This window comes from Streptomyces sp. NPDC048275 (assembly GCF_040652275.1).
GTDB lineage: Bacteria > Actinomycetota > Actinomycetes > Streptomycetales > Streptomycetaceae > Streptomyces.
Genome location: NZ_JBEZLR010000068.1, coordinates 34,865 through 54,726, shown reverse-complemented (window position 1 = coordinate 54,726; position 19,862 = coordinate 34,865). Strand labels below are relative to the sequence as shown.

Annotated in this window: 20 protein-coding genes and 1 pseudogene; 10 read left to right on the top strand and 11 right to left on the bottom strand. The window is 67.2% G+C overall.

Going from position 1 to position 19,862, the window contains the following annotated elements; genetic code table 11:
* Window positions 1–95: 95 nt before the first annotated feature.
* Complete coding sequence (locus tag AB0D57_RS32100) at window positions 96–275, bottom strand: hypothetical protein (RefSeq protein WP_362080937.1); 180 nt, start codon at window positions 273–275, stop codon at window positions 96–98.
* 601 nt (window positions 276–876) lie between these two features.
* Between AB0D57_RS32100 and AB0D57_RS32095 the strand changes: the two genes are divergently transcribed.
* Window positions 877–1,857, top strand: coding sequence for a helix-turn-helix transcriptional regulator (locus AB0D57_RS32095; protein ID WP_362080955.1), 981 nt, complete (start codon window positions 877–879; stop codon window positions 1,855–1,857).
* Window positions 1,858–1,952: 95 nt separating this feature from the next.
* Here AB0D57_RS32095 and AB0D57_RS32090 read toward each other — a convergent pair whose 3' ends face one another.
* Window positions 1,953–2,279, bottom strand: coding sequence for a hypothetical protein (locus tag AB0D57_RS32090; protein WP_362080934.1), 327 nt, complete (start codon window positions 2,277–2,279; stop codon window positions 1,953–1,955).
* Window positions 2,280–2,738: 459 nt separating this feature from the next.
* On the opposite strand from AB0D57_RS32090, the gene AB0D57_RS32085 reads away from it, so the two are divergent.
* Complete coding sequence (locus tag AB0D57_RS32085) at window positions 2,739–2,948, top strand: hypothetical protein (RefSeq protein WP_362080952.1); 210 nt, start codon at window positions 2,739–2,741, stop codon at window positions 2,946–2,948.
* A 661-nt stretch (window positions 2,949–3,609) separates the two neighbouring features.
* Here the strand turns inward: AB0D57_RS32085 and AB0D57_RS32080 are convergent.
* The 3 genes from AB0D57_RS32080 to AB0D57_RS32070 all read right to left on the bottom strand — a co-directional run bounded on the left by AB0D57_RS32080 (window position 3,610) and on the right by AB0D57_RS32070 (window position 5,839).
* Window positions 3,610–4,311 carry a transposase family protein gene (locus AB0D57_RS32080; RefSeq protein ID WP_362080931.1) on the bottom strand — a complete coding sequence of 234 codons (702 nt, stop codon included), beginning with the start codon at window positions 4,309–4,311 and terminating at the stop codon, window positions 3,610–3,612.
* A 203-nt stretch (window positions 4,312–4,514) separates the two neighbouring features.
* Window positions 4,515–4,970, bottom strand: coding sequence for a hypothetical protein (locus AB0D57_RS32075; protein WP_362080928.1), 456 nt, complete (start codon window positions 4,968–4,970; stop codon window positions 4,515–4,517).
* Between the two features lie 89 nt (window positions 4,971–5,059).
* Window positions 5,060–5,839 carry a hypothetical protein gene (locus AB0D57_RS32070; protein WP_362080925.1) on the bottom strand — a complete coding sequence of 260 codons (780 nt, stop codon included), beginning with the start codon at window positions 5,837–5,839 and terminating at the stop codon, window positions 5,060–5,062.
* Between the two features lie 470 nt (window positions 5,840–6,309).
* On the opposite strand from AB0D57_RS32070, the gene AB0D57_RS32065 reads away from it, so the two are divergent.
* Both AB0D57_RS32065 and AB0D57_RS32060 read left to right on the top strand, forming a co-directional pair.
* Window positions 6,310–6,525 carry a hypothetical protein gene (locus AB0D57_RS32065; protein WP_069757814.1) on the top strand — a complete coding sequence of 72 codons (216 nt, stop codon included), beginning with the start codon at window positions 6,310–6,312 and terminating at the stop codon, window positions 6,523–6,525.
* 204 nt (window positions 6,526–6,729) lie between these two features.
* Window positions 6,730–7,320 (top strand): DUF6461 domain-containing protein, encoded by a 591-nt coding sequence (locus AB0D57_RS32060; RefSeq protein WP_362080922.1) that lies wholly within the window; start codon window positions 6,730–6,732, stop codon window positions 7,318–7,320.
* Window positions 7,321–7,363: 43 nt separating this feature from the next.
* Here AB0D57_RS32060 and AB0D57_RS32055 read toward each other — a convergent pair.
* Window positions 7,364–8,595 (bottom strand): annotated as a pseudogene (locus AB0D57_RS32055) (IS110 family transposase).
* A 745-nt stretch (window positions 8,596–9,340) separates the two neighbouring features.
* Between AB0D57_RS32055 and AB0D57_RS32050 the strand changes: the two are divergent.
* Both AB0D57_RS32050 and AB0D57_RS32045 read left to right on the top strand, forming a co-directional pair.
* The gene (locus AB0D57_RS32050; RefSeq protein ID WP_362080919.1) at window positions 9,341–10,231 is read left to right on the top strand and encodes a replication-relaxation family protein; all 891 of its coding nucleotides are present in this window, start codon (window positions 9,341–9,343) and stop codon (window positions 10,229–10,231) included.
* Between the two features lie 77 nt (window positions 10,232–10,308).
* A complete protein-coding gene (locus AB0D57_RS32045; protein WP_362080916.1) occupies window positions 10,309–10,605 on the top strand; it encodes a hypothetical protein in 297 nt (98 codons plus the stop codon).
* Between the two features lie 471 nt (window positions 10,606–11,076).
* On the opposite strand, the gene AB0D57_RS32040 is transcribed toward AB0D57_RS32045, so the two are convergent.
* Together AB0D57_RS32040 and AB0D57_RS32035 are read right to left on the bottom strand one after the other, a co-directional pair.
* Window positions 11,077–11,994 carry an endo-beta-N-acetylglucosaminidase H gene (locus AB0D57_RS32040; protein WP_362080949.1) on the bottom strand — a complete coding sequence of 306 codons (918 nt, stop codon included), beginning with the start codon at window positions 11,992–11,994 and terminating at the stop codon, window positions 11,077–11,079.
* A 407-nt stretch (window positions 11,995–12,401) separates the two neighbouring features.
* The gene (locus tag AB0D57_RS32035; RefSeq protein ID WP_362080913.1) at window positions 12,402–13,082 is read right to left on the bottom strand and encodes a hypothetical protein; all 681 of its coding nucleotides are present in this window, start codon (window positions 13,080–13,082) and stop codon (window positions 12,402–12,404) included.
* Between the two features lie 159 nt (window positions 13,083–13,241).
* Here AB0D57_RS32035 and AB0D57_RS32030 point away from each other — a divergent pair, with 159 nt between their 5' ends.
* Together AB0D57_RS32030 and AB0D57_RS32025 are read left to right on the top strand one after the other, a co-directional pair.
* Window positions 13,242–13,976 carry a class I SAM-dependent methyltransferase gene (locus AB0D57_RS32030; RefSeq protein ID WP_362080910.1) on the top strand — a complete coding sequence of 245 codons (735 nt, stop codon included), beginning with the start codon at window positions 13,242–13,244 and terminating at the stop codon, window positions 13,974–13,976.
* Window positions 13,977–14,194: 218 nt separating this feature from the next.
* Window positions 14,195–15,169, top strand: a complete 975-nt coding sequence (locus AB0D57_RS32025; protein ID WP_362080907.1) for a DMT family transporter — start codon at window positions 14,195–14,197, stop codon at window positions 15,167–15,169.
* A gap of 256 nt (window positions 15,170–15,425) precedes the next feature.
* Here AB0D57_RS32025 and AB0D57_RS32020 read toward each other — a convergent pair whose 3' ends face one another.
* Window positions 15,426–16,298, bottom strand: coding sequence for an ATP-dependent DNA ligase (locus tag AB0D57_RS32020; protein WP_362080904.1), 873 nt, complete (start codon window positions 16,296–16,298; stop codon window positions 15,426–15,428).
* A 111-nt stretch (window positions 16,299–16,409) separates the two neighbouring features.
* Between AB0D57_RS32020 and AB0D57_RS32015 the strand changes: the two genes are divergently transcribed.
* Window positions 16,410–17,351: a Ku protein gene (locus tag AB0D57_RS32015; protein WP_362080901.1), complete on the top strand. Its 942-nt coding sequence runs from the start codon at window positions 16,410–16,412 to the stop codon at window positions 17,349–17,351.
* Between the two features lie 80 nt (window positions 17,352–17,431).
* A complete protein-coding gene (locus AB0D57_RS32010) occupies window positions 17,432–17,632 on the top strand; it encodes a cold-shock protein (RefSeq protein WP_362080898.1) in 201 nt (66 codons plus the stop codon).
* A gap of 7 nt (window positions 17,633–17,639) precedes the next feature.
* Here AB0D57_RS32010 and AB0D57_RS32005 read toward each other — a convergent pair whose 3' ends face one another.
* Window positions 17,640–19,277 carry an ISAzo13 family transposase gene (locus AB0D57_RS32005; RefSeq protein WP_362080946.1) on the bottom strand — a complete coding sequence of 546 codons (1,638 nt, stop codon included), beginning with the start codon at window positions 19,275–19,277 and terminating at the stop codon, window positions 17,640–17,642.
* Window positions 19,278–19,453: 176 nt separating this feature from the next.
* A complete protein-coding gene (locus AB0D57_RS32000; protein ID WP_362080895.1) occupies window positions 19,454–19,792 on the bottom strand; it encodes a DUF6233 domain-containing protein in 339 nt (112 codons plus the stop codon).
* Window positions 19,793–19,862: the final 70 nt, after the last annotated feature.

Sequence of the window (19,862 nt, the reverse complement as noted above, 5' to 3'; positions counted from 1 at the left end):
ACGCCAACGTCGCCCGTACACGGTTCACTTGGTGTGCATCCACACACTCACCATGCTCCCGAACAGGCCCGACCGGAAGACCTAACGGAGTCCTATTAGTCCCAGACCGGGTTGCCGAACTGGTCGGCGGAGTCCCAGACCGGGTTGCCGAACTGGTCGGCGGAAGCCTTGATGTCCGATGGGGCAGGCGCGACAGAAAGAACCGTGACTGCTGCGCCCAGGCAAGCAACGGAGACAAGAATTCCGGCAATCGTCTTGGCAAAGGTAGAGATCACGGAAGCACACCTTCTTGCGAGTATCGGGACACTTATCGGCACAGACCCGGGCTTGATCGAGTCAAGGGGTACTGCGTTCTGGCACTCGGGCTTGGCCCTGACTGCCGACACTCATAACTTTGGCCGAGGTTGATCATCGCTGGAAGAGTTCGTGGGTGGCCCCAACTGGCCCAGACCCAATGGGACCAGCAACGGGACCTCGGCACGTACCAGAGTCCAGCTCTTCAGGGCCGCGTGGCAGCTGAGGAGACGACGAGTGAAGGTGGAGGCTTGCACTTCCGCAGCTCGCAACGAGGGGGCCAGGAGCCAGATACCAAGAGTGGGGTGGGGCTGTGAGAAGGGGTGCAGTGTTACGTGCTCCACTCCATCAACTGGTCGGGCGAACGCCATCAGGTCTCCCTGTGACAGGCCCGGGAAGTCCGCCCTATTGGGGTTGGTCACGTGCGCATGGACGATATACATGGGTCGAGAGTGGCGACTTGGTGGAAACTGCGCCATACACGTGGCTTGTGCTTTTTGATCCATGGCCCAAAAAGGCCAGATACGGTGAAGCCGACGTCATGCGAAGATCGTCATGACCCGGGGAGGGGTGGTGGCCTTCATGCTGATGGCGCTCGGACTGGACCAAGACACTGAAGTGCTTTACCGGACCATGCTGATACATCCGACTGCAGATTTAGCTGCATTCTGCGAGATACTTGGCAGATCTGAAGGCGCTGTGCGTCAAGCCCTCGACCGGCTAAGTGAGCTGGGATTGGTGCGAAACTCATATGAGGAGCCGGGGCAGCTGCGGGCAGTCAGCCCTGAACTCGGTCTGGACTTGTTGCTGGCACGCCAGCAAGCCGAGCTGGCCGCACAACAGCAACGTATCGAAGCTTCCCGTGCCGCTGCCGCACAGCTCATTGCGGATTACGCGCAGTTGCGCCCCGCAGCTGCGCAACCCGGTGTCGAGCAACTGGTCGGGATTGACGCAATCCGGGACCGGCTCGCCGAGCTGACACACGACACCCGTGATGAAGTCATGACATTCTCGCCCGGTCACCTGTCGCTTGAAGCGATCGATGCGGTGAAACCGCTCGATGAACAACTATCCAATCGTGGAGTCACTTCTCGCACCGTATATCTAGCTAGTGCGCGCAACAGTCCGCGCATGGCCGAGTATCTAGCATGGCTAGTCAACGAGGGGGCTCACGTGCGGACTGTGGCAACTTTGCCCACCCGCATGGTGATATTCGACCGCTCCCAGGCAGTCATCCCCGTCAAATGCGAGGACACGGCGGACAGTGCCGTGCTCCTCACCGGGGAAGGAAACCTTGCCATGCTCTGTGCCCACTTCGAAAGTGTCTGGGATACTGCCCAACCGCTGTCCGACAAGCCACGTCTCGATGCACATGACCTTACCGACAGTGAGCGCACCACTCTGAAACTCCTCTCGGTGGGCCATACCGACGAGACCATTGCGAAGCGCCTCGGGGTCTCGCACCGCACGGCACGTCGCATCGCCACCAGCCTTATGGAGCGACTCAGTGCTCGCAGCCGCTTCGAAGCCGGAGTACAGGCAGTTAAACACGGCTGGCTGTAGACCCCTCAGTTGCAGATCACGGGCCTTGACCCAAGGCCGGGTAGTTAGCGTTTCCACAGGTCATGCAAGGGGTTCGTCATCTGTGTGATTGCCGTTTAGCGGCCCGTGCGGGCTCTCTTGATCATTCCCCTCTCGGTCCAGCGAGCGAGTTGTCGATAGGTGGCGACGAGGGTGACGTCGCCGAGGAGCTCGGCGATCTCCCTCGAGCGCCGCAGCCGTTCGGGTTCTACCTGCATGATGGCCAGGACACGTGCCATGCGGCTGCCGGTCTTGCCGTTGCCGGTGTTCTCCGGGACGGTTGTCGCGGGCAGTGCGGGCTCCGGCGATGGCGGCGGCAGGAGAGTGCGGGAGCACTTGGACCCGGCGGCGTCGCTGAAGAAGGAGAACCCGTTGCGGTCGGCGGCCCAGACCCGCCGGATCATCGGTGCTCAGAGAGGCCGGGCACCGGATGAACGCACCATCCAGCGGATGAGCGGAACGCGGTGGGCAAGGTACTGAAGGGCGCGCGGACGCAAACGTGACTGAATCTGCACAGCGTATGCGTAACTGCGGTACAGGTGGGCTCTGTTGGTGTGGAGTTGTCCTGGTTGGAGCTGCCGTGTCAATAGCTGTCGATTTCCTGTGCGGCGCTATATGTAGAGAATCTGCCCTCAAGTCGTGTGCATGCATGCATGGATGAGTAGCCGACTGTTTCAACTGCCCTGCTGAGAGGAGCGACCGACTGGATGCCGGGAACGCTCCGTGATTTGATCCTGCGCACCGCCGGGATCGCGCCAAGGTGTCCGGAAACGGATGGCGCGCGCCTGTGGTTGCGGCCGACCGTCTATCCCCAACTTGGCCGCTCCCCCTTGTGGAACATCCATACGAAGGGCAGTTTCATCATGAACTCCGCTCCCCAGGTTCAGTCCCTTGAAATCTCTGACGCCGAGCTGGACACCGTCTCCGGCGGCCTGAGCCCGCAGGTCGGCATCGCCGCCGGCCCTACGGCGATCAGCAGCTCGGACCTCGTGGGTCAGTTCGGCACGGTCAAGGATGAGGTCCTGGACACCGTCGGCCAGTACCACCAGGTCGGCGTCACTGCCTCCTTCTGATCGCCAGATCGCGGGACTTCCTCGTCGCGGGATCGCTGATATCGGCAGCCTGACCGCTGATCGGCGTCCACGGCGACAAGCCCCCTACCAGCGGCTCTTCGCTGGTAGGGGGCTTGATCGTTAGGGGTTGCTTCTTCTTGCCCCGGGTCTTGTCGTGGATCTTGGTGCACCCCGCCGTGCCGTGTCCACCCCCACTGAGGGCGCCAGCACCAGGGGGCGCACAATCGGTGTTGATTACTGAGGGGGGCTACAGGTGAACGGGCGTTACCCCAAGGCCGGGTAGTTAGCGTTTTCGCAGGTCACGCAAGTGGGGCTGGAGACCATGGCGTTGCGGCGTAGAGGCCGGGGCCGAGTTTGTGGATGAGGCCGCTGGCGGCCCACCGATTCAGTTGTCTGTACATGGTCTCCAGAGTGACATCGCCGAAGTGGGCGGCGATTTCACGGGGCTGCCAGAGACGCGTGGGGTCTTCCTGGAGCAGGGCCAGGATGCGGTGTCGGCGCCGCGCGGCTGGGGCGGCGTGCCGGTCGTCCCGGGAGGCCGAGGGAAGTGCGGGTGAGTGAGTTGCCGCCAACTTGAAGTCCCAGGTCAAAGGGCTGGTGTGATCGGTCCTCGGGGTACTCGTGCTGGTCGCGGGCGTGAGTCCACGGAGAAGATCATCCGTCAGCGGTTGACTTCGAGGTTCGTCAGGACGAACAGAGCGCGCAGGAGTTGGGTGGCCCGGGCGGGGTCGCTACGGAGCTTGGTGAGGATCCGCCAGTTCTTGAGGTGGGCGAAGCCGTGCTCGACCGGTGCGCGTCCGACGGCGAGGACGCGGTTGGCATCCTTCTGGCCTGGGGTGAGCTTGTGGGTGCGGCTGGCGGTGTAGCCGGTGACGATCACGGGGTCGCGGATGTCGTTGTCCAGGCCGCGGAAGCCGAGATCGGCCAACGCCCCGAGGCCGGCCGCGCGCAGGTGGGCCAGGATGTGGTCGTGTCGGGCGGCGGTGTTGTCGTGGGTGCGGCCGGGCCGGGCGGCGGATATCCAGATCAGGCGGCCCTTCTCGTCGGTCAGGGCGAGGAAATGCAGGCCATGGCTGCGGTGCTTGCCGGAATAGTTCCGCCGGTCGGCCCTCCCGGTGCGACGCTGGGTGCGGATGAGAGTGCCGTCGATCAGAACCACCTCCCCGCCCTGCTTGGCGACCTTCATCAGGGCGCGGTCCAGGCGCGGCGCCTGGGAGGCGAGCAGTCCGATCAGCTCGTCGCGCCAGCGACGGACCGTGGACTCGGACACGTCGTTGCCGCCGGCCATGTCGGCCAGGCGCTGGTCGTGACGCAGCACGGCCAGGACGATCACCGCGATCTTCCCGGCGGCAGAATCCGCCACCTGGACCGAATCGCCTTCAGATGGCGTCGCAGTAGATCGGCGAGGTGGTTGACGGTGCGCGTGGACAGCGGCAGACGGCACTGGTAGACAAGCGAGCAGGTGTCCTTGGCGCGCTCTTTGGTATTCGTCACACAATTCCAACGGCCACCGGGGGCACCCCGGTTACGCCTGTGCAGAGCCGCTCCGAGTGGCGGCGTTCCCGGTCACAGGCGAGTGCTGAACCGGCCGTCGGGCAGTTTCCGGAGCCAGCCGCGAGCGACGAGTCTGACCAGCTTTCCGCGCAACGGTTCGAGTTTGGCCCGCACGCTGACGTCCACTCCCACCGCTTCGCCGACCTCGCGGGCCATGACCGGTCCGGCGGCCTGTCGCACGGCGGCGAGGATGCGCTGGTAGTCCGGCGGGAGCGTGGCCTCCTCCAGACCCGACGTGCGGTGCGGGATCAGCATCACCGCCTGCCCACCCACTTGCCCGGGCGTCGGCGCGGCCGAGGCGCGTTCACCGGCGAGCTGTTCGCTCACCCGTTCAAGGACCCGCTCGGCGACGGCGAGTTCGTCCCGCTCGGCCCGCACCTCCGCAAGCTGCTTGGCCAGCAGTTCTTCGAGTTCGTCCAGCTCCGCGCGCCGCGCGGTGATCCGTTCCAGCAGCTCAGGGTCCAGCATGCCCAGGATCGTAGAGGGCCGTCCGGCCCCAGCGGGCAGGAACCGGAATGCGCTCGCGCTTCGGAGCTGCGGAAGGGGCCGGCTCGTCGTCAGTGCGCCCAAGGCAGACGAACCGCCTCGATTTCAGAGTCGTTCAGCAACGCGTTGATGAGGGTTGGGGGCCCGGCGACCTTGGTGGCCCACAGGTCGTAGTCGGTGCACAGGACCCAGGAGCGGTCATCAGCCCAGAGGTTGGCCGGGCTGAAATCTGCCTCGGAGTGGTCGTAGAGGATCTCGGCGTCGCCGAGCCGACCCGCACGCACGTGGAGGTTGTCGAAGTCGACGGCTCCGAGCATCAGCGGGTTGTAGTAGGCCAGGCAGCGAGTGTCCGGGCCTGTGGGGCTGTACTGGGTGAGGATGGCGATCAGCCGGTTCCAGGTCTCACGGTCCAGGCTCCCCTCGGTCGGCGGGACCATGCCCAGCGGCCAGCTGCCCTCCTTCTTGGCCGAGGGAAAGCAACGGTAGGAGGGCATCAGCCCGTCGGGCACGACCGGGTCACCGGTCCGCCGGGCAAGCTCGGCCCAGCGCAGCCGTCGCCAGCCGGGGCCCGGGTGCTGGGCACGGCCCAGCCCTCCTCCCGTGGCGACGCCCACGGCGTCGAGGTCGAGGCCCGCGATGATGTGGGGCAGGGCGCTTCCGTCGGTAAGACGTGCCTGGTGGTACTCGTGATACGACACATCTTCCGGCCCCTGCTCTTGCTCGTACATGGCGTTGAGCACCCACACCGCGTCGGGCATCGCCGGAGGCATGAACCCTGTGATGCCGTCGCCGCACAGCTCCAGCAGCCAGTCGGTGGCCCCGGACGGCACAAGCGGCCACAGGCTTGACATCAGGTTCGACTCCTCGGACACGTGCTCATGGTCCCAGGTGCGAACCCGCCCTCCCTCGATGGGCCGACATCGTGCCGCCCGAACCTCGCTGCCCGACCCTCCGTACACCTGGCCGGGATAGCGAGGCGTACCTCAAGAACCAGCAAGCCGACCGCTGACGAACGATCTACGCCTCAGACTTCCGCCCGCGACCAGCATGAGTACCCCGAGCGCCGGTCACGCCAGCCCTTTGACCTGCGACTTCAAGTTGGCGAAGGCTCAGTGCGTTACATCGTGCACGACACATCGCGCCGCGCGCCCCATGCGCACCGCGCCGCGTGTGGGCGGTGCGCGGCTGTGCGGGCTGGTCAAGGCCGGAAATCCAGCCGGGCAGAAGCGTTTTGCCGCCAACGATCAGTAATCAACCCACCGCGTGGAGTGGTTCCGGCTACAGGTGTGCTGGGACGTTCTGTGACGGGGAGGGCTGGTCGGTGGTTCTGTCGATCAATGTTGCGGTTCTGCTGGCGGTCATCATCGTCGTGCGGTTGCGGCGGCGCACAGAGGCCCGAAGCCGGAACGACGAGAAGCTGACCGTCGTGATCGTGTTGGTCTTCGGCGTGCTGATCGCCCCTACCGCGTTCGGCCAGACTGTCTTCGACGTCGTCGGCCAACTCGCGCAGGGCGTTACCCAGTCGGGCAGCCCCTGAGCTCTGTGCCCTTCCCGAGCCGCCCTGAGGCTGCGGCGCTGTGGCATCGGTCACAGACAAACACTCATCCGCTACCTGGTCCAGGTGAAAACGGACGCCTGGGAGCGGTGGCCGTCAGGTTGCAGACAAGACATCCGATGCAGTTGATCTGTCAAGCGGCGGCGGTTGGCTGTGGTGTCAGTGGGGTGTGACAGCATCCGCCGAATGACGAGTGCACACGCAGGACGCGGCTTGGAGATGTTCCGGGTAGGCGACTTCCCCATCTACACGTTGACCTTCGTACGGGGGCTGAGCCCTGTCGAGTTGCTCACCCGCATGAGAGTTGACCAGGAAACCCTCGCACTTCGCGACGGGATGGATCTGTCGGACGACTTCGGCGACGACCTTCTCGACGATGAGGAACCCGTCGTCACCACGGGCGTCGATGGAGCATGGACCTGGGTGTGGGAACAGGGTGGTGTGCACGGGCTCGAGGAGCAGATCTTGAGCGCCGTGTCCGTCGGCACCGAGGCCGTTGCCCTGCACCACAACGAGAAGCCGATGTACTGGTTCAAGTACGCGGTCGACGGCGAGGTCATCGTCGACTTTCACACGCTCCAGGCGATTGAGCCGACCGGGCAGGACCCGACACGGCTCGATGAGCACATGCGGCCGTTGGGGCTCGTCCCTGGCGAGTGTCCCCCTCTCTATGGCGTCCTGTCGCTTGTCGAGAACGCTTTCGGTATCCGGCTGACACACCCCGGGGAGGTGGACGATCCGCGTATGAGCGGCCGGTTGAGCCCTTTGCCGGAGTGACTCCTCATGTGACTGGACCGTCCCAGTTCGGTGGAGGGGACTGTCAAGCAGCCGCTGCAAGGGTGACGATCGGCGGGGCCGGGAAGGTCTCGTCGTAGGGGACATTGTTGGTGAGGCAGTGGTGGAGGCATCCGAGGAGGCGGTTGAAGAGGTTGCGTTGGGCGGCGGTGTGCCGTTCTCCGGCTTCGCGTCGGCGGTCGTAGTGGGCCCGTGCGCCGGGTGAGGAGAGGGCCGAGAAGGCCCAGAGGTATCCGGCTGCGGCGAGTCGCTGGTTCTTGACCCGGCGGGCCATGACGGAGAGGCTTCTGCCGGAGGCCCGGGTGACCGGTGCGGCCCCGGCGAAGGCCTTGAGGCCCTTGGCGTCGGTGAAGCGGGAACGGTCGTCGCCGATCTCGGCGAGTACCCGGGCGCCGGTGAGAGATCCGAGCCCTGGGAAGCTGGTGATGATCTCGGCGTCCGGGTGCGTATCGAAAGACTCCACCGTCGCGGTGGTGAGTTCCTCGACGCTCTCGCAGGTCGCGGCGAGTTGCCGCAGCAGCGCGAGGGTTTGCAGGCCCATGGCGTGCTCGACCTGGGGCAGGTGTCTCATCTGCGGGAGCCGGAAGGCTTCGCGGAGGCGTTCGGCTTCCGCGTCGATGCCGCGTTTGCGGCCGGCTTTCTTCACCAGGGACCGCAGCTGGGTGCGGGTGAGTCTGGCGGCCTGGGCTGGGGTCGGGGCGGCGGTCAGGACGGTCCGGGCGAGTGGTAAGCACAGTCCTTCGCGGGTGTGCGCGAAGGCGGCGATGAAGCCGGGAAGTACTCCCGCAGGTGTGAGCGGAGCTTGTTGCCGGCCTGGACGCGGTCCCAGACCGCGTCCTGCTGGGCCCGGGCGAGAACGGCGATGGCCTGGACGAGTTCGCTGTCGGCGGGCAGCTGCCTGTGTACGGCCATGTCCGTGCGGAGGATGTTCGCCAGGACCATGGCGTCGAGGTGGTCGGACTTCTTGCGGGCGACCGCGTGACGTTCTCGATACCGGGCCGCGGCCATCGGGTTGATCGCGTAGACGGGCCGTCCGGTTGCTCGCAGGCAGGCGACCAGCAGGCCACGGGAGGTCTCGATGGCCACCGGGATCGGCGTGTCCGCAGTGTCGCCGTGTGCGGTGAGCAGGTCGAGGAGCTGTTGCAGGCCCGTGGCGTTGTCCTCGATCCGGGCCCGGCCTAACAGGGTTCCTTCGTGGTCGACCAGGGCGATGTCGTGGTGGTCACTGGCCCAGTCGATGCCGCAGAACACTTTCATCGTGTGCTTCAGGTCCTCTCGGTCGGGGGCGTGTTGCTGCTGGTCGCAGCCGTGCGGGGGCACGCGTCTCCCTAATGGAAGGGCTCGATGGCCCTGCATCCGATTAGCCGTTCGTGACCCCAGCGATCCGCAGGGCCCTCGGTCTGTGAAGGAGCTCGTACGGTTCCTGGTTCTTTGAGAGGTGACCCCTGCGAACGGCTTGGACCACGACCTATAACGATCCGATCATCGGACTGGATGCGGCGCGGACACCGAGGTGACAGCGGACGGGACCGGGGGTCGGCTCTTGTCCAAGGGATCAGGTCCCGGGGGTGTTCTGACGACTTCCCGGCACCGACCGCTACCACCACGAACGGGATGTGAAGCCGGAGGTCGCGCTCTTTTTCAAGACCTCTGGGGCCGGGTAACGGGTAGCGATCCGCCGGCTTCGTCGCCCATTAGGGGTGCTTTCTCACGGTGGCTCCGGCCCGTACGCCTCGCGTGTGCGGGCAGGACCTGTCACCGATCCGGCCGCGTACGGCCGGAGAATCCCGAGGACGCGATGGCCACCGCACCCCTCCCGCCGACCCCGCCGACGCCGTCGACCGGGTCGGACGGCGCTGCGACAGCGAGCCCCGCAACGAGCCCTGTGGCGAGCCACGCTCCCAGCCCCGCAGCTCCGAGCCGCCGTCTGGCGGTTGTCGCTGATCAGGCCCCCTCTTCGCCCGCCTGGGCCGGTTGCAACTCCTCTTCTCCCAGCACTGATGTGCCTGGAGAAGCGTCCCGGGCCCGAGAGGCCGCGGCGACGAAGGCCGGCGCGGAGATCCGGGGCGAAGTCCTCCTGACGCTCGCCCAGCTGCGTCTGGCCACGCCCCGCCAGCTCAAGGCGCTGCTGCTGCCGCACCATCAGGACACGGACTACGTCCGTCGCGCGCTGCGCAACCTGGGCGACGAATCCCCGGCCCTGGTCGGCCGGACCCACCGCGCCCAGCAGAGCTACTGGTACTGCACCCCGGCCGGTCTCGCCGAAGCCGCCGCTTCCGGCGAACTCGCACCGAGGGCCGGCCGGACCACCGGTCAGCGCGCGGCCAGCAGGACGGGCTTGCGCGGGCACGGCCTCGCCCTGGTCGACACCGTCGTCGCCTTCCACGAGGCGGAGGTGGCCGACCACGCCGACTGGCAGGTGGAAGTCGCCCACCCCACTCCGGCCGGGAACCTGGTGCCCGACGGCGTGGTGCTCCTGGCCGACGGCTCCAGCGCGTTCGTGGAGGTCGACCGCACGATGTCCTACGCCCGCCTGGTCGCCAAGCTGGAGCGCTACGACGCCTACCGCAAGGCACCCGCGAGCGGGCGCGGCAACGCCGCCCGGGCCCCGCGCAGCCACTGGCAGGAGACGTACGCCGGGTCGTCCATGAACCGGCCGTTCCCGCCGGTGCTGTTCGTCTTCGCCCTGGCCCCGCGCCGCGCGGCACCGGCAACGAGGGAGTCCGCCTTCCACGAGCGCGCCCGCCGCGTCTCGGGCGTGAACTACCGACTCACCGTGGCGACCACGACCCTGGCGCAGCTGACCAGGCAGGGGCCCGACCAGGCGGTGTGGCGGGCCGTCGGCCACGGCGAGGACCGCCTCGCCCTGGCCGCGCTGCCGAAGGCACGGTGAACACCGCGGGCCCGGCCACTCAGGCCGGGCCCGCCGCCCGCACCCCCGTTGTCGGTGGCGGCTGGAAGGCTGGTCGGATGAACGCAGACGAGCAGCTGCTGCGCGGCCGGGTCTACGGCCACGACCACGACGACCCCAACCCCGGCCCGCTGCCGCACCAGACGTACGCCGCGCTCATAGGCGGGCCGCTGGACGGACTGCTGCTGGACATCACGGGCTGGCGGCCGGAGGAAGTCGACGACGGCGCCGCCCTGCCCACCGAGCTGTCGCGGTGGCCCGGCGGCCGCGCCCTGTACGACCCGCACCCCGGCGAACCCCGCACGCCCGGCCCGGGTGTGATGTGCCGCTTCTACTACTCCGGCGATACACGCTGACCACACAACCGAGTAGCCCCGACCACGTCGCTGCACGGCCCCGACCATGACCCCGACCACGCTGCCTGAGCGGGCGGCGGCGACTGAGGCGCCGTCGCCGCCCTCGCGCGGAAGCTCGGGCCGGCGAATCCGCTCCCGCTCGACTTCAGCCGCGAGTGACGGCCCGCTGGGTCTCGCCGCGCTGCTCGATGTGTGCCTTCGCCAAGGGGACTGGCCGGTCCACTGCACATTATGACGAAGATTGCTAGTTGACATCGGGCGACGTTCGTGACCTGCACTGATGCCAACCAGCTTCCGCGGCCGGAAGCACAGAATCAGGGAGATAGTTGGCACTTTGGTACAGCGCAGGTCACAGTACCTGTGGCGACCGCGCTCCGACATCGTTGTCGAAAGCGCGGCCTGCCCGAGGCGCGGCCCTACGGGATGCAGCACGCCCAGAGGGGACACCGGACGCCGGGGAGTGTGGTCGGCCTACGGCGTGTAGTGAGCGTCACTGCCGTACAGCTCCCTGGTGAACGCGGAGACATCTGCGCTGCGATCGGCGCCGTCGAGGTTGTACGTCAGATAGACGCCGTACCCCCCATCGACCGTGCGGCGGGCGAGGTCGGCGGCCGTGCTTTGCGAGGTCCCGCCGATCTCGACGGCCGCCGGCGACAACTTCGACTTGGGCAGTGCGATGCCGGGGACCTGCCAGGTGCCGTAGTACGGGTTCCAGGCGTAGTCGAACTTGGACGAGACGTCGGCGCCGCCGTAGGACAGGCGCGACGCGGCCGGACCGATGTTGTAGAGGCTGATGATCTTGTCCGGCATGTTGGCACGCAGTGCCGACACCAGGTACACGAACGAGCTGGCGTTGGGCTGGCCGGTGCCGTTGTTGCCGTACTCGGCGTACTCGTCGTCGAAGTCGATGCCGTCGAGGCCGTACTTGGCCACGGTGTCCGACAGTTGTTTCGCGAACGTCGAAGCCGCCTGCCGGGACGGGAAGTTGGCGAAGCCCGCGCCCTGGTGGTTGCCGAGCACCGAGAGGACGACCTTGATGCCCTTCTGCTGCAACGGCCGTATCTGCGTGGCGGCGTTGTCGAGGACGCGTTGCACGTTCTCGTTGAAGTACAGGGTCGCCGCCTTCGTGCCCGTGTCGTAGTTGATGTTCGCCGCGAAGATCACTGCGACGTCGAAGACGTTGCCGCCGCCGTTGGCGAGGGTGTACTTGCCGACGTTCAGCATGCTGTTGTTGTTCACCTCGACGTACGCCACCGAGGTTGGTCCCTGTTTCGCGGGAGCGGGGGCCGCTGCCGCGCCGGTCGTGGCGGTCGCGCCTAAGGCGAGGGCTGTAATGGCCGAGAGCGCGAGCGCGGCCGTCCGTATTCTGCTCCGCACCGGAGTGAACATCATTGATCGGTCTCCCATCGCATGGAGCGGCGCCCGACCTGTTCGCGAGCGCCGAGAAAGCCCCCCGGATCTTTCCGTTCCCGTGACCGAATCCCCAGAACCATGCGGGAACTCTTCACGACTCCCACGCACGTACGTCGCGCCGTAACCCTGGGCCCCGGCAAGGGAGTTACTAGAACGCTGCGCTGCCGCGCCGACCCAGGCCGGCGACCAACAGAACCCATGGAGATCGGCATCGACGCGATCACCGCCGGCGCGGACGAACCAGGCATGCACGCCGCGGATCTGCAGCACTGGAGCAATCGGTCAGCCGCTCCTCTCCAGCAAACCTCAGGTTCCGCTCTCTCGCGGATCGAACGTCTGACCGGTGTCAACCATCCCTCTTTTGTGCCAACCAAGAATCCTCGTCACACACATCTGTTGCGCCAGACGTTGCGCCAGGGCGTTGCGGCGGATGTTGCGCTGGGTGTTGCGGTATATGTTGCGCGAGTCTTCACGGCGTCCTGGAGTTTGCCGAGGTCAGCACCAGCGTGCGGGTGTGGTCGGGTGCTGACATCCCCGTTGCGGCCGCTTTTGCCCATGTCCCTGGCTGGAGTTGAGGAGTGGGAGGGCGGGATGGGCGGCGCGGACGCAGCCAGGGATCGGGGCGCGCTCACCAAGGTTGCGCGTCGGCCGTGGCCTCCGCGCCGCGCTGCCGTCAGCGGGGCGACGACGTCAGACGGGGGACGTCGGCGGGGGGAGAGGTCGGGCCGGGCGCGGTACCAGCGGGCCGGGTGCCGCCAGCGCCCGGCACTGTCCCGGGCGACGTCGGCGCCGACTTCCGCCACCAGCTCGGGTCGCACGAGGGTGACAGTCAAGGTCTCCCGCGTGCCCCACCCGGCGGAGAACGTCCAGCCCGTCCACGGGTGCTCGCTTGCGGCCGGGGTCAGCAGCCCGGCGAGAGCGCGGCCGGCCGCGTGCGGCAGCGTGGTGGTGCGGCTGGTGTACCGCAGTCGCCAGGCCGTGTCGTAGCGCCCGAGCAGCAGGTTCCGAGGTGCCGTCAAAGGGCCGGTGACCGCGCCGACGATCGCCTCCTGCGTCTCGCGCACCCACTGGTGAAGTGGCGGTATTGAAAGGATGCGGTATTCCCCAGCTGGAGATGCGGAAGCATCGAGGGGGCGCAGCCTTCAACGCAAATCGGCTTGATACCGCTGGGCGGCAGCGAAACGAGTGGAGGAGCGAAGCTGGTGCCGCATACCTTCAACTCCATGGCTGACGAGTGCTTCGGGCATCCACGGCTCGCCGCGATCTATGACCCGCTCGACCCTGATCGCAGCGATCTCAACGCGTACGTCCGCATGGCGGAAGAGTTCGGGGCACGCCGAGTGCTGGACATCGGCTGCGGGACAGGAATGTTCGCCCTTCTCTTGGCTGATCGCGGGATCGAGGTTGTCGGGGTCGACCCCGCCGAGGCGTCGATTGAAGTAGCCGAGGGCAAGCCGGGCAGTGAACGGGTGCGGTGGATCTGCGGTGACGCGTCGGCACTCCCACTGCTGCAGGTCGATCTGGCGACCATGACTGCGAACGTCGCTCAGGCCATCGTGGACCCGAAGATCTGGCAGGAGACTCTGCGGAGGGCATACGAATCACTGCGGCCAGACGGGCGCCTTGTGTTCGAGACTCGGGATCCGGCCAGGCGTGCCTGGCATGAGTGGAACCGGGAGGATTCGTACCGCGTGACGGAGATTCCGGGTGTTGGCGCGGTCGAGAGCTGGGTCGAGGTGACCGACGTAAGTTGGCCGCTGGTGACGTTCCGGTGGACCTACGTCTTCGCTGCGGACGGGCAAGTGCTGACGTCGGATTCGACGTTGCGTTTCCGTGAGCGCAACGAGGTCGAGTCGGACCTGTTCGCGCAGGGGTATGTGGTCGACGATGTGCGTGAAGCTCCTGACCGGCCGGGCCGGGAGTTCGTTTTTCTCGCGCAGCGTCCGGAAGCAGGCTGAGCGTGGTCCTGACGATGAGCCTTCGCTAGTGCCGCATCAGGCAAAAGGGCTTCATGGCCGAGCGCCGCTTCCCGCATCCTCCTTCGGATCGGGCTGTCGCCGTCGTTCGCAACATTGGCGTCTGGGACAGCGTGGCAGCGCTCGCAACGGATCCTCGTCGGCGCCCGGAAGACACCGCAGGGGATCAGCAGTAACGCACTTGCGAGAAAGGGGCGGCAATGCGGAGAGTCCGTTCGGCGTTCTCCTCGATCTACCGGTCTCCGGTTCTGCTGCTGTGCTTAGCCGCGGCAGGTTGGTCGGGCAACTTCGTGGTCGGACGGCTGATCCACAACACCGTCCCACCAGTGGGTCTGGCGCTCTTCCGCTGGCTCACCGCCACCGTCGTACTGCTCCCCTTCGCGATACCCCGGCTCCGCCGCGACCTGCCGGTGCTGGTACACCACAAGGGAACGGTGCTGCTGCTGGCGGCCACCGGTGTGGCCGCCTACAACACGCTGATCTACGAGGGGCTCCAAACCACCACGGCGATCAGCGCACTGCTCATGCAGTCGATCATGCCTGTGCTCATCCTGGCGTTCGTCTTCGCCCTCTTCCGCGAGCGTCCCCAGATTTTCCAGCTGCTCGGACTCACGCTGTCCCTGGCCGGTGTGTGGGTGGTAGTCACCGAAGGCAGCCCCTTCGACACCGGCGCGCTCGCGTTGGGCGGAGGCCACGGATGGATCCTCCTGGCCGTGATCAGTTACGCCCTGTACACCACACTGCTACGCCGGCGTCCGCCGGTGCACCCGCTGAGCCTGCTGACCGCCACGTTCGGCCTGGGTACCCTCATGCTGGCGCCCTTGGCCGCCGCCGAAGCAGCCTCCGGGAGTTCCCTGCCGCTGACAGGCGGCTCCCTCGCCGCAGTGGTGTACGTCGCCCTGATCCCCTCCCTGCTGTGCTACTTCTGCTACAACCGGGGCGCCGAGTTGCTCGGCGCAGCCCGAGCCGGGCAGTTCCTGCATCTGATGCCGGTCTTCGGCGCTGTCCTTGCCTTCTTCTTCCTCGGCGAGCACATCCACGGTTTCCACCTCGTGGGCGCGGCTCTCATTGGCGCCGGCCTCACGATCGCCGCAGCCAAGCAACGCCCGAGCCACCGCCGGCCTCCGCTGGAGGAGAGCGACGAGGAAGGGCTGCCCGCACGGCGCATCCGGTGACCGGCGCTTTGCCGTTCAGTCCCTGATGGTCGCCTCCGAGCACCGAGAGGGGTGTCCGATGGCGATGCGCAACGCCTCCGGCGTGTCGCTCCGTAATCGGTTCCGGCAGCGTCCACGTCACAGCCCCATGCCTTCCACCCGGCCCGTCCGTCCGCAAACCGAGTGGCGCGTGCGCACCCGACCACCGGCCCGACCATGAGCCCAACCACGGACTGGGCACCGCCGACCATCACCCCGACCACGGCAGATCAGCGCACTACGACACCTCGCCGGGCGCGCTTGTCCGGCGCTGTGAGCTGAGCTCCTGGCGCACGTCCAGGTAGCAGCGCAGCCGGACACCGGGCTGCCACTCGGTCGGGTGAAGACGGCGGGATCGCAGAACCTTTGCGGGCGCGGGGGCGTAGTGCCGTGCATGGGGCCGATCAACGATCGGCGAGTTCGAGCTCTCGCGCCCGTAGCCGGGCGATGCTGCCGGGGCGAACTCGAACGTGCTCCCGGCAGCGGACAGCGTCACCGCGTCCTCGCCGACCTCCAGCAGGCCGTGGCCCGCTCCCGGCCGCCGCCGGGGCGGGGAGGTGGCGCGTTTGGCGACCAGCCCTTCGACGCCCCGGTTGTGGAGGGTGTTGTACCAGGTGAGTGCGGTGTCGCGGTCGGTGGTGGCGGAGACGGCCTGGATGGGGGTGTCAGCGGGCAGGTCGTGCAGGAGGTTGAGGAGGTTCGCGCGGCGTTCGGTGTACGGGTGCGCTCGTATGTCCCCGTTCGGCGGTGGCAGTTGCAGGGCGTCGAAGGCGATGTAGTGCGCGGGTCGCTGGGCGGCCAGTCGGCGGGCGCGGGCGGGGGAGGAGGCGGCTCGGGCCTGTGCGGCCTCGAAGCTGATCCGGCCGTCCTCGGTGGTGATGACGGCCTCGCCGTCCAGTACGGCCCCGGCTGGCAGGTGGAGGCCGGCGAGGGCGAGGTCTGCCCATGCGGCGGTGACGTCGCGTCCGGAGCGGGCCTGCAGCCGGACCCCGTCGCCGGTCCGCCACATGATCATTCTGTGGCCGTCCAGTTTCACCTCGTAGCTCCATTCCGTGCCGGTGGGGAGTGCCGGTACGGACTGGGCGAGGGCGACGGAGACGGGCCAGTCCACCCGTCCAGCCTGCGGCGGTGGCGCCGGTGGTGCGCGTCGGCGTCGTCGGGGAGCGGGTCGCCCTGGGGGCTCATAGGCTGGTGGGGCTCGGGGTTGTCGTGGAGGTCTGTGATGCCCCGACCGCTGTGGAGCGGCGCCATTTCTTTTGGTCTGGTGACCATTCCGGTGAAGCTGATGAGCGCTACCGAGGACCGCTCGGTCCGGTTCCATCAGGTGCATACGGAAGATCTGGGCCGGGTGCGGGTGCGCAAATTCTGCGAGGCGGAGGACCGCGAGGTGTCCGCGGGAGAGATCGGCAAGGGGTTCGAGGTCTCCCAGGACACGCTGGTGGCGGTCACGGACGCGGAGCTGGAGCAGATGCCGTTGCCGACCGCGAAGGCGATCGAGATCGTGGCGTTCGTCCCGGCGGAGTCGATCGACCCGGTGCGGCTGAGTGGCGACAGCTACCTCATGCAGTACGACGGTCCGGCCGCGGCGAAGCCGTACGTGCTGATCGCGCGGGCGCTGGCCCGCAACACGAAGGTGGCCGTCGCGAAGCTGGCGTGGCATGGGCGTGAGCGTCTGGTGCTGCTGCGGGTGCGGGAGGGGGCGCTGGTGGCGCACGTGCTCAAGTGGGACGACGAGGTGCGCGACCCGTCCGAGCTCGCGCCGAAGGACGTCACGGTCACGGACTTGGAGATCGACGAGGCCCTGCAGCTGGTCGACTCGATGACGACGGACGACATCTCCGGCTACCGGGATGAGTACCGCCAGGCTTTGGAAGCGGTGATCGAGGCGAAGGCCGAAGGCAAGACGCCGCCGAAGCCGAGCACCGAGGGGGAGGAGCAGGGCGGGCAGGTGGTCGACCTGATGGCCGCGCTGCAGGAGAGCGTCCGCAAGGCGCAGGCCGCGCGGGGCGAGGACGGCGGCGATGCCGAGGTCCACGAGATGGCGAAGGCGAAGACGAGGGCGGCCGCGAAGAAGACGGCTGCCGGGAAAACGGCGGCGGGGAAGACCGTGAAGAAGACGACGAAGAAGTCTCCGGCGAAGGGGGCTGGGAGACGGGGCGCGTAGTGATGGCCCCCGGACGTACGGTGCTCCGGGCCGAGTCGGGGCCGTGTCGACGGCGTCCGGCACCTTTGAAGGAGAGCGGCATGGCGACAGGCAAAGTCAAGTGGTTCAACGCGGACAAGGGCTTCGGCTTCATTGCGCAGGACGATGGGGGACCGGACGTGTTCGTCCATTTCTCCGCCATCCAGACCACCGGCTTCAAGGAGCTGTACGAGGAGGACCTGGTCGAATACGACGTCACCCAGGGTCCTAAGGGCGTGCAGATCATCAACATGCTTTCTTGATCTTGCTTTAGGTGGGCTTGGAAGCGAGGAACCTCGCGACATCGGATGGCGTGCGGAAGCGAGCGGTGGAGGTGTTGATGTGGTGGCCGTGCGCTTCCAGGAGCGGGCTGACTTCCTGGCGCGCGCGGCTGATGGTCATGGCGGTGACGCCGAAGAGTTGGCCGAGGAGGTCCATGGTGGCGAGCTTGCGCAGGTGGAGCACGGTGACCAGGATCCGGTCGGCTGGGGCGAGTTTGGCCTTGGCGCCCGTGCCGGGGGCCACCAGGCGCTCGTGACCGCGACGCGTGCGGAGCACGTGCTCGCGTTGAACCTCCAGCGCGGGAGTCAGCGTGTCGATGAGTGCGCTGAGCTGTTGGCGGGTCATACCGGTCAGTTCCGGGTCCTGCAGCGAAGGTGGCGCGAGCCGATGTGATGTGTTCGCCGGCGCCTGGTCCGGCGTGCTGTAGATCGGCGTCGCCGCTGTGGGCTGCTGGGGGTGGAGGGTGTAGTTCCAGTCGCCGTGGAAGCGGTGCCGTGTGATCGGCAGGGCGGCGATCTCGTCGTCGCTGACCTGAATGCCGGTGGGGTACTGGTCGGTGTCGAGTGCGGCATGCACCGTCAGGCCGGTCTTGGTGGTGATCGCGGCAATGCTCTCGACGATGACTTCGTGGCTGGTCAGGGGCCTGCCGCGCCAGTTCATGGTGATGTGGGAGAACAGCCGGTGCTCGATCCGGTTCCACTTCGACGTTCCGGGAGGCAGGTGGCAGACGGTGATCGTCAGGCCGGACTCGGCTGCGAACTGGGCGAGTTCGGTCTTCCAGGTGCGGGTGCGGTAGCCGTTGGAGCCGCCAGCGTCGGCGGTGATCAGTAGCCGGCCGGCCGTCGGATAGGCGGCCCGCCCGGCGCCGTTCCACCAGCGGCGGATGGATTCGACGGCGAACGCGGCGGTGTCGTGGTCGGTGCCCACGTTGACCCAGCCGATGTTCGCGGCGATGTCGTAGATGCCGTAGGGCACCGCTCTGCCCAGCTCGCGGTCGGGGAAGTCGTGGGTGTCGACCCGCACCGGCTCGCCTCTCGGCGCCCATTCACGGCCGTTGTTCTTGAAGGGGCCGACCAGCTCCTTCTTCTTCGTGTCCACACTGATCACCGGAGCGCCGCCGTCCTGGTGGTTGCGGGCCTGTTCGTTGAGGTAGTGGAACTGTGCGTCCCGGTCGGGGTGTTGCTTGCCTTCCAGGGTCTTGGCGTTGCTCTGCAGGCTGAAGCCCTCCTCGCGCAGGAGGTCGCCCACCGTGTCTGCGGAGATCCGGTGGCCCTGGCGGGTCAGTTCCTCGGCGAGCCTGCGGGTGGATTTGGTGGTCCAGCGCAGCGGCGACATAGGGTCCCCGCGGACGTCGGGTTCGACCAGAGCGAGGAGCGCGGCCCGAAGGGCCGGGTTCAGGTCGACGACGCGTTTGCGGCCACCGCCGGCCCTGCGGACCCGTCCCAACGGAGCCTCGCCGGAATCGAGTTCCCGCGCCCCGAGCGACACAGTGGCCTCACGGACACCGGCGGCCCGGGCGACCGCCCTGATTCCTCCGTGGCCGAGTGACCGGGCCTCCGCTCCTATCAACAGACGACGCTGCCGCTCGTCGAGGTGCGGCAGAACCGCCCCGAACTTCGCCGCCAGCACGGCCCGTTGTACTTCCCGCCCACCCATACCAGAGCAACGACCCACCGAGCGGGAAGCCACGGGTTAAAGATCTGCACGCCCTAAGGGTCCCCAGGCAGAGAACGTCGTCAAGCTGGAGTCCTAGCCGGGGCTAGCTCACTGCGCTGGCGCCTTGCTTCGCTGCCACCGGACGGTCAGTCGAGGATGCAGAGCTGGGTGTTGGGCTTGCAGTGCGTGCAGGCGCGCACGCCTGCAGCAAGAAGGTGGCGTGCTTCGTCGCGGCTGACGGGGCGGCGTCGTTTGCCCGCGGCGTAGCAGCCGCCGACGTGCACCTCGCTGGGCGGCCGTCCGTTGCCGATGCCGAGTTCGACAATCCAGTCAGGTTGCTGCGGCCGGTTGCTGCGGCCTTGTTCCTGCTCGGCTTCCCGCTCCCGGAGGGCGGCGATCTTGGTGTCGATGCGCTGCAGCCACATGGCGTGCCACACGCGCAGAGTGTGCAAACGCGCCAGGTCAGGCGGCAGGTCATCGAACATACTTCCGATTCTAGATCCATCGGCGCCGGGTTCGCCGTCTCGCGTGTTCGAATCCCAGTTCGATAATGTG

Excerpts from the sequence above, each read along its gene's own strand:
- AB0D57_RS32060 (WP_362080922.1), top strand. The coding sequence starts at position 6,730 with ATGACGAGTGCACACGCAGGACGCGGCTTGGAGATGTTCCGGGTAGGC.
- AB0D57_RS32045 (WP_362080916.1), top strand. The coding sequence starts at position 10,309 with ATGAACGCAGACGAGCAGCTGCTGCGCGGCCGGGTCTACGGCCACGAC.
- AB0D57_RS32040 (WP_362080949.1), bottom strand. The coding sequence starts at position 11,994 with ATGTTCACTCCGGTGCGGAGCAGAATACGGACGGCCGCGCTCGCGCTC.
- AB0D57_RS32095 (WP_362080955.1), top strand. The coding sequence starts at position 877 with ATGCTGATGGCGCTCGGACTGGACCAAGACACTGAAGTGCTTTACCGG.
- AB0D57_RS32070 (WP_362080925.1), bottom strand. The coding sequence starts at position 5,839 with ATGTCAAGCCTGTGGCCGCTTGTGCCGTCCGGGGCCACCGACTGGCTG.
- AB0D57_RS32025 (WP_362080907.1), top strand. The coding sequence starts at position 14,195 with ATGCGGAGAGTCCGTTCGGCGTTCTCCTCGATCTACCGGTCTCCGGTT.
- AB0D57_RS32085 (WP_362080952.1), top strand. The coding sequence starts at position 2,739 with ATGAACTCCGCTCCCCAGGTTCAGTCCCTTGAAATCTCTGACGCCGAG.
- AB0D57_RS32000 (WP_362080895.1), bottom strand. The coding sequence starts at position 19,792 with ATGTTCGATGACCTGCCGCCTGACCTGGCGCGTTTGCACACTCTGCGC.
- AB0D57_RS32090 (WP_362080934.1), bottom strand. The coding sequence starts at position 2,279 with ATGATCCGGCGGGTCTGGGCCGCCGACCGCAACGGGTTCTCCTTCTTC.
- AB0D57_RS32010 (WP_362080898.1), top strand. The coding sequence starts at position 17,432 with ATGGCGACAGGCAAAGTCAAGTGGTTCAACGCGGACAAGGGCTTCGGC.
- AB0D57_RS32030 (WP_362080910.1), top strand. The coding sequence starts at position 13,242 with ATGGCTGACGAGTGCTTCGGGCATCCACGGCTCGCCGCGATCTATGAC.
- AB0D57_RS32075 (WP_362080928.1), bottom strand. The coding sequence starts at position 4,970 with ATGCTGGACCCTGAGCTGCTGGAACGGATCACCGCGCGGCGCGCGGAG.
- AB0D57_RS32015 (WP_362080901.1), top strand. The coding sequence starts at position 16,410 with ATGCCCCGACCGCTGTGGAGCGGCGCCATTTCTTTTGGTCTGGTGACC.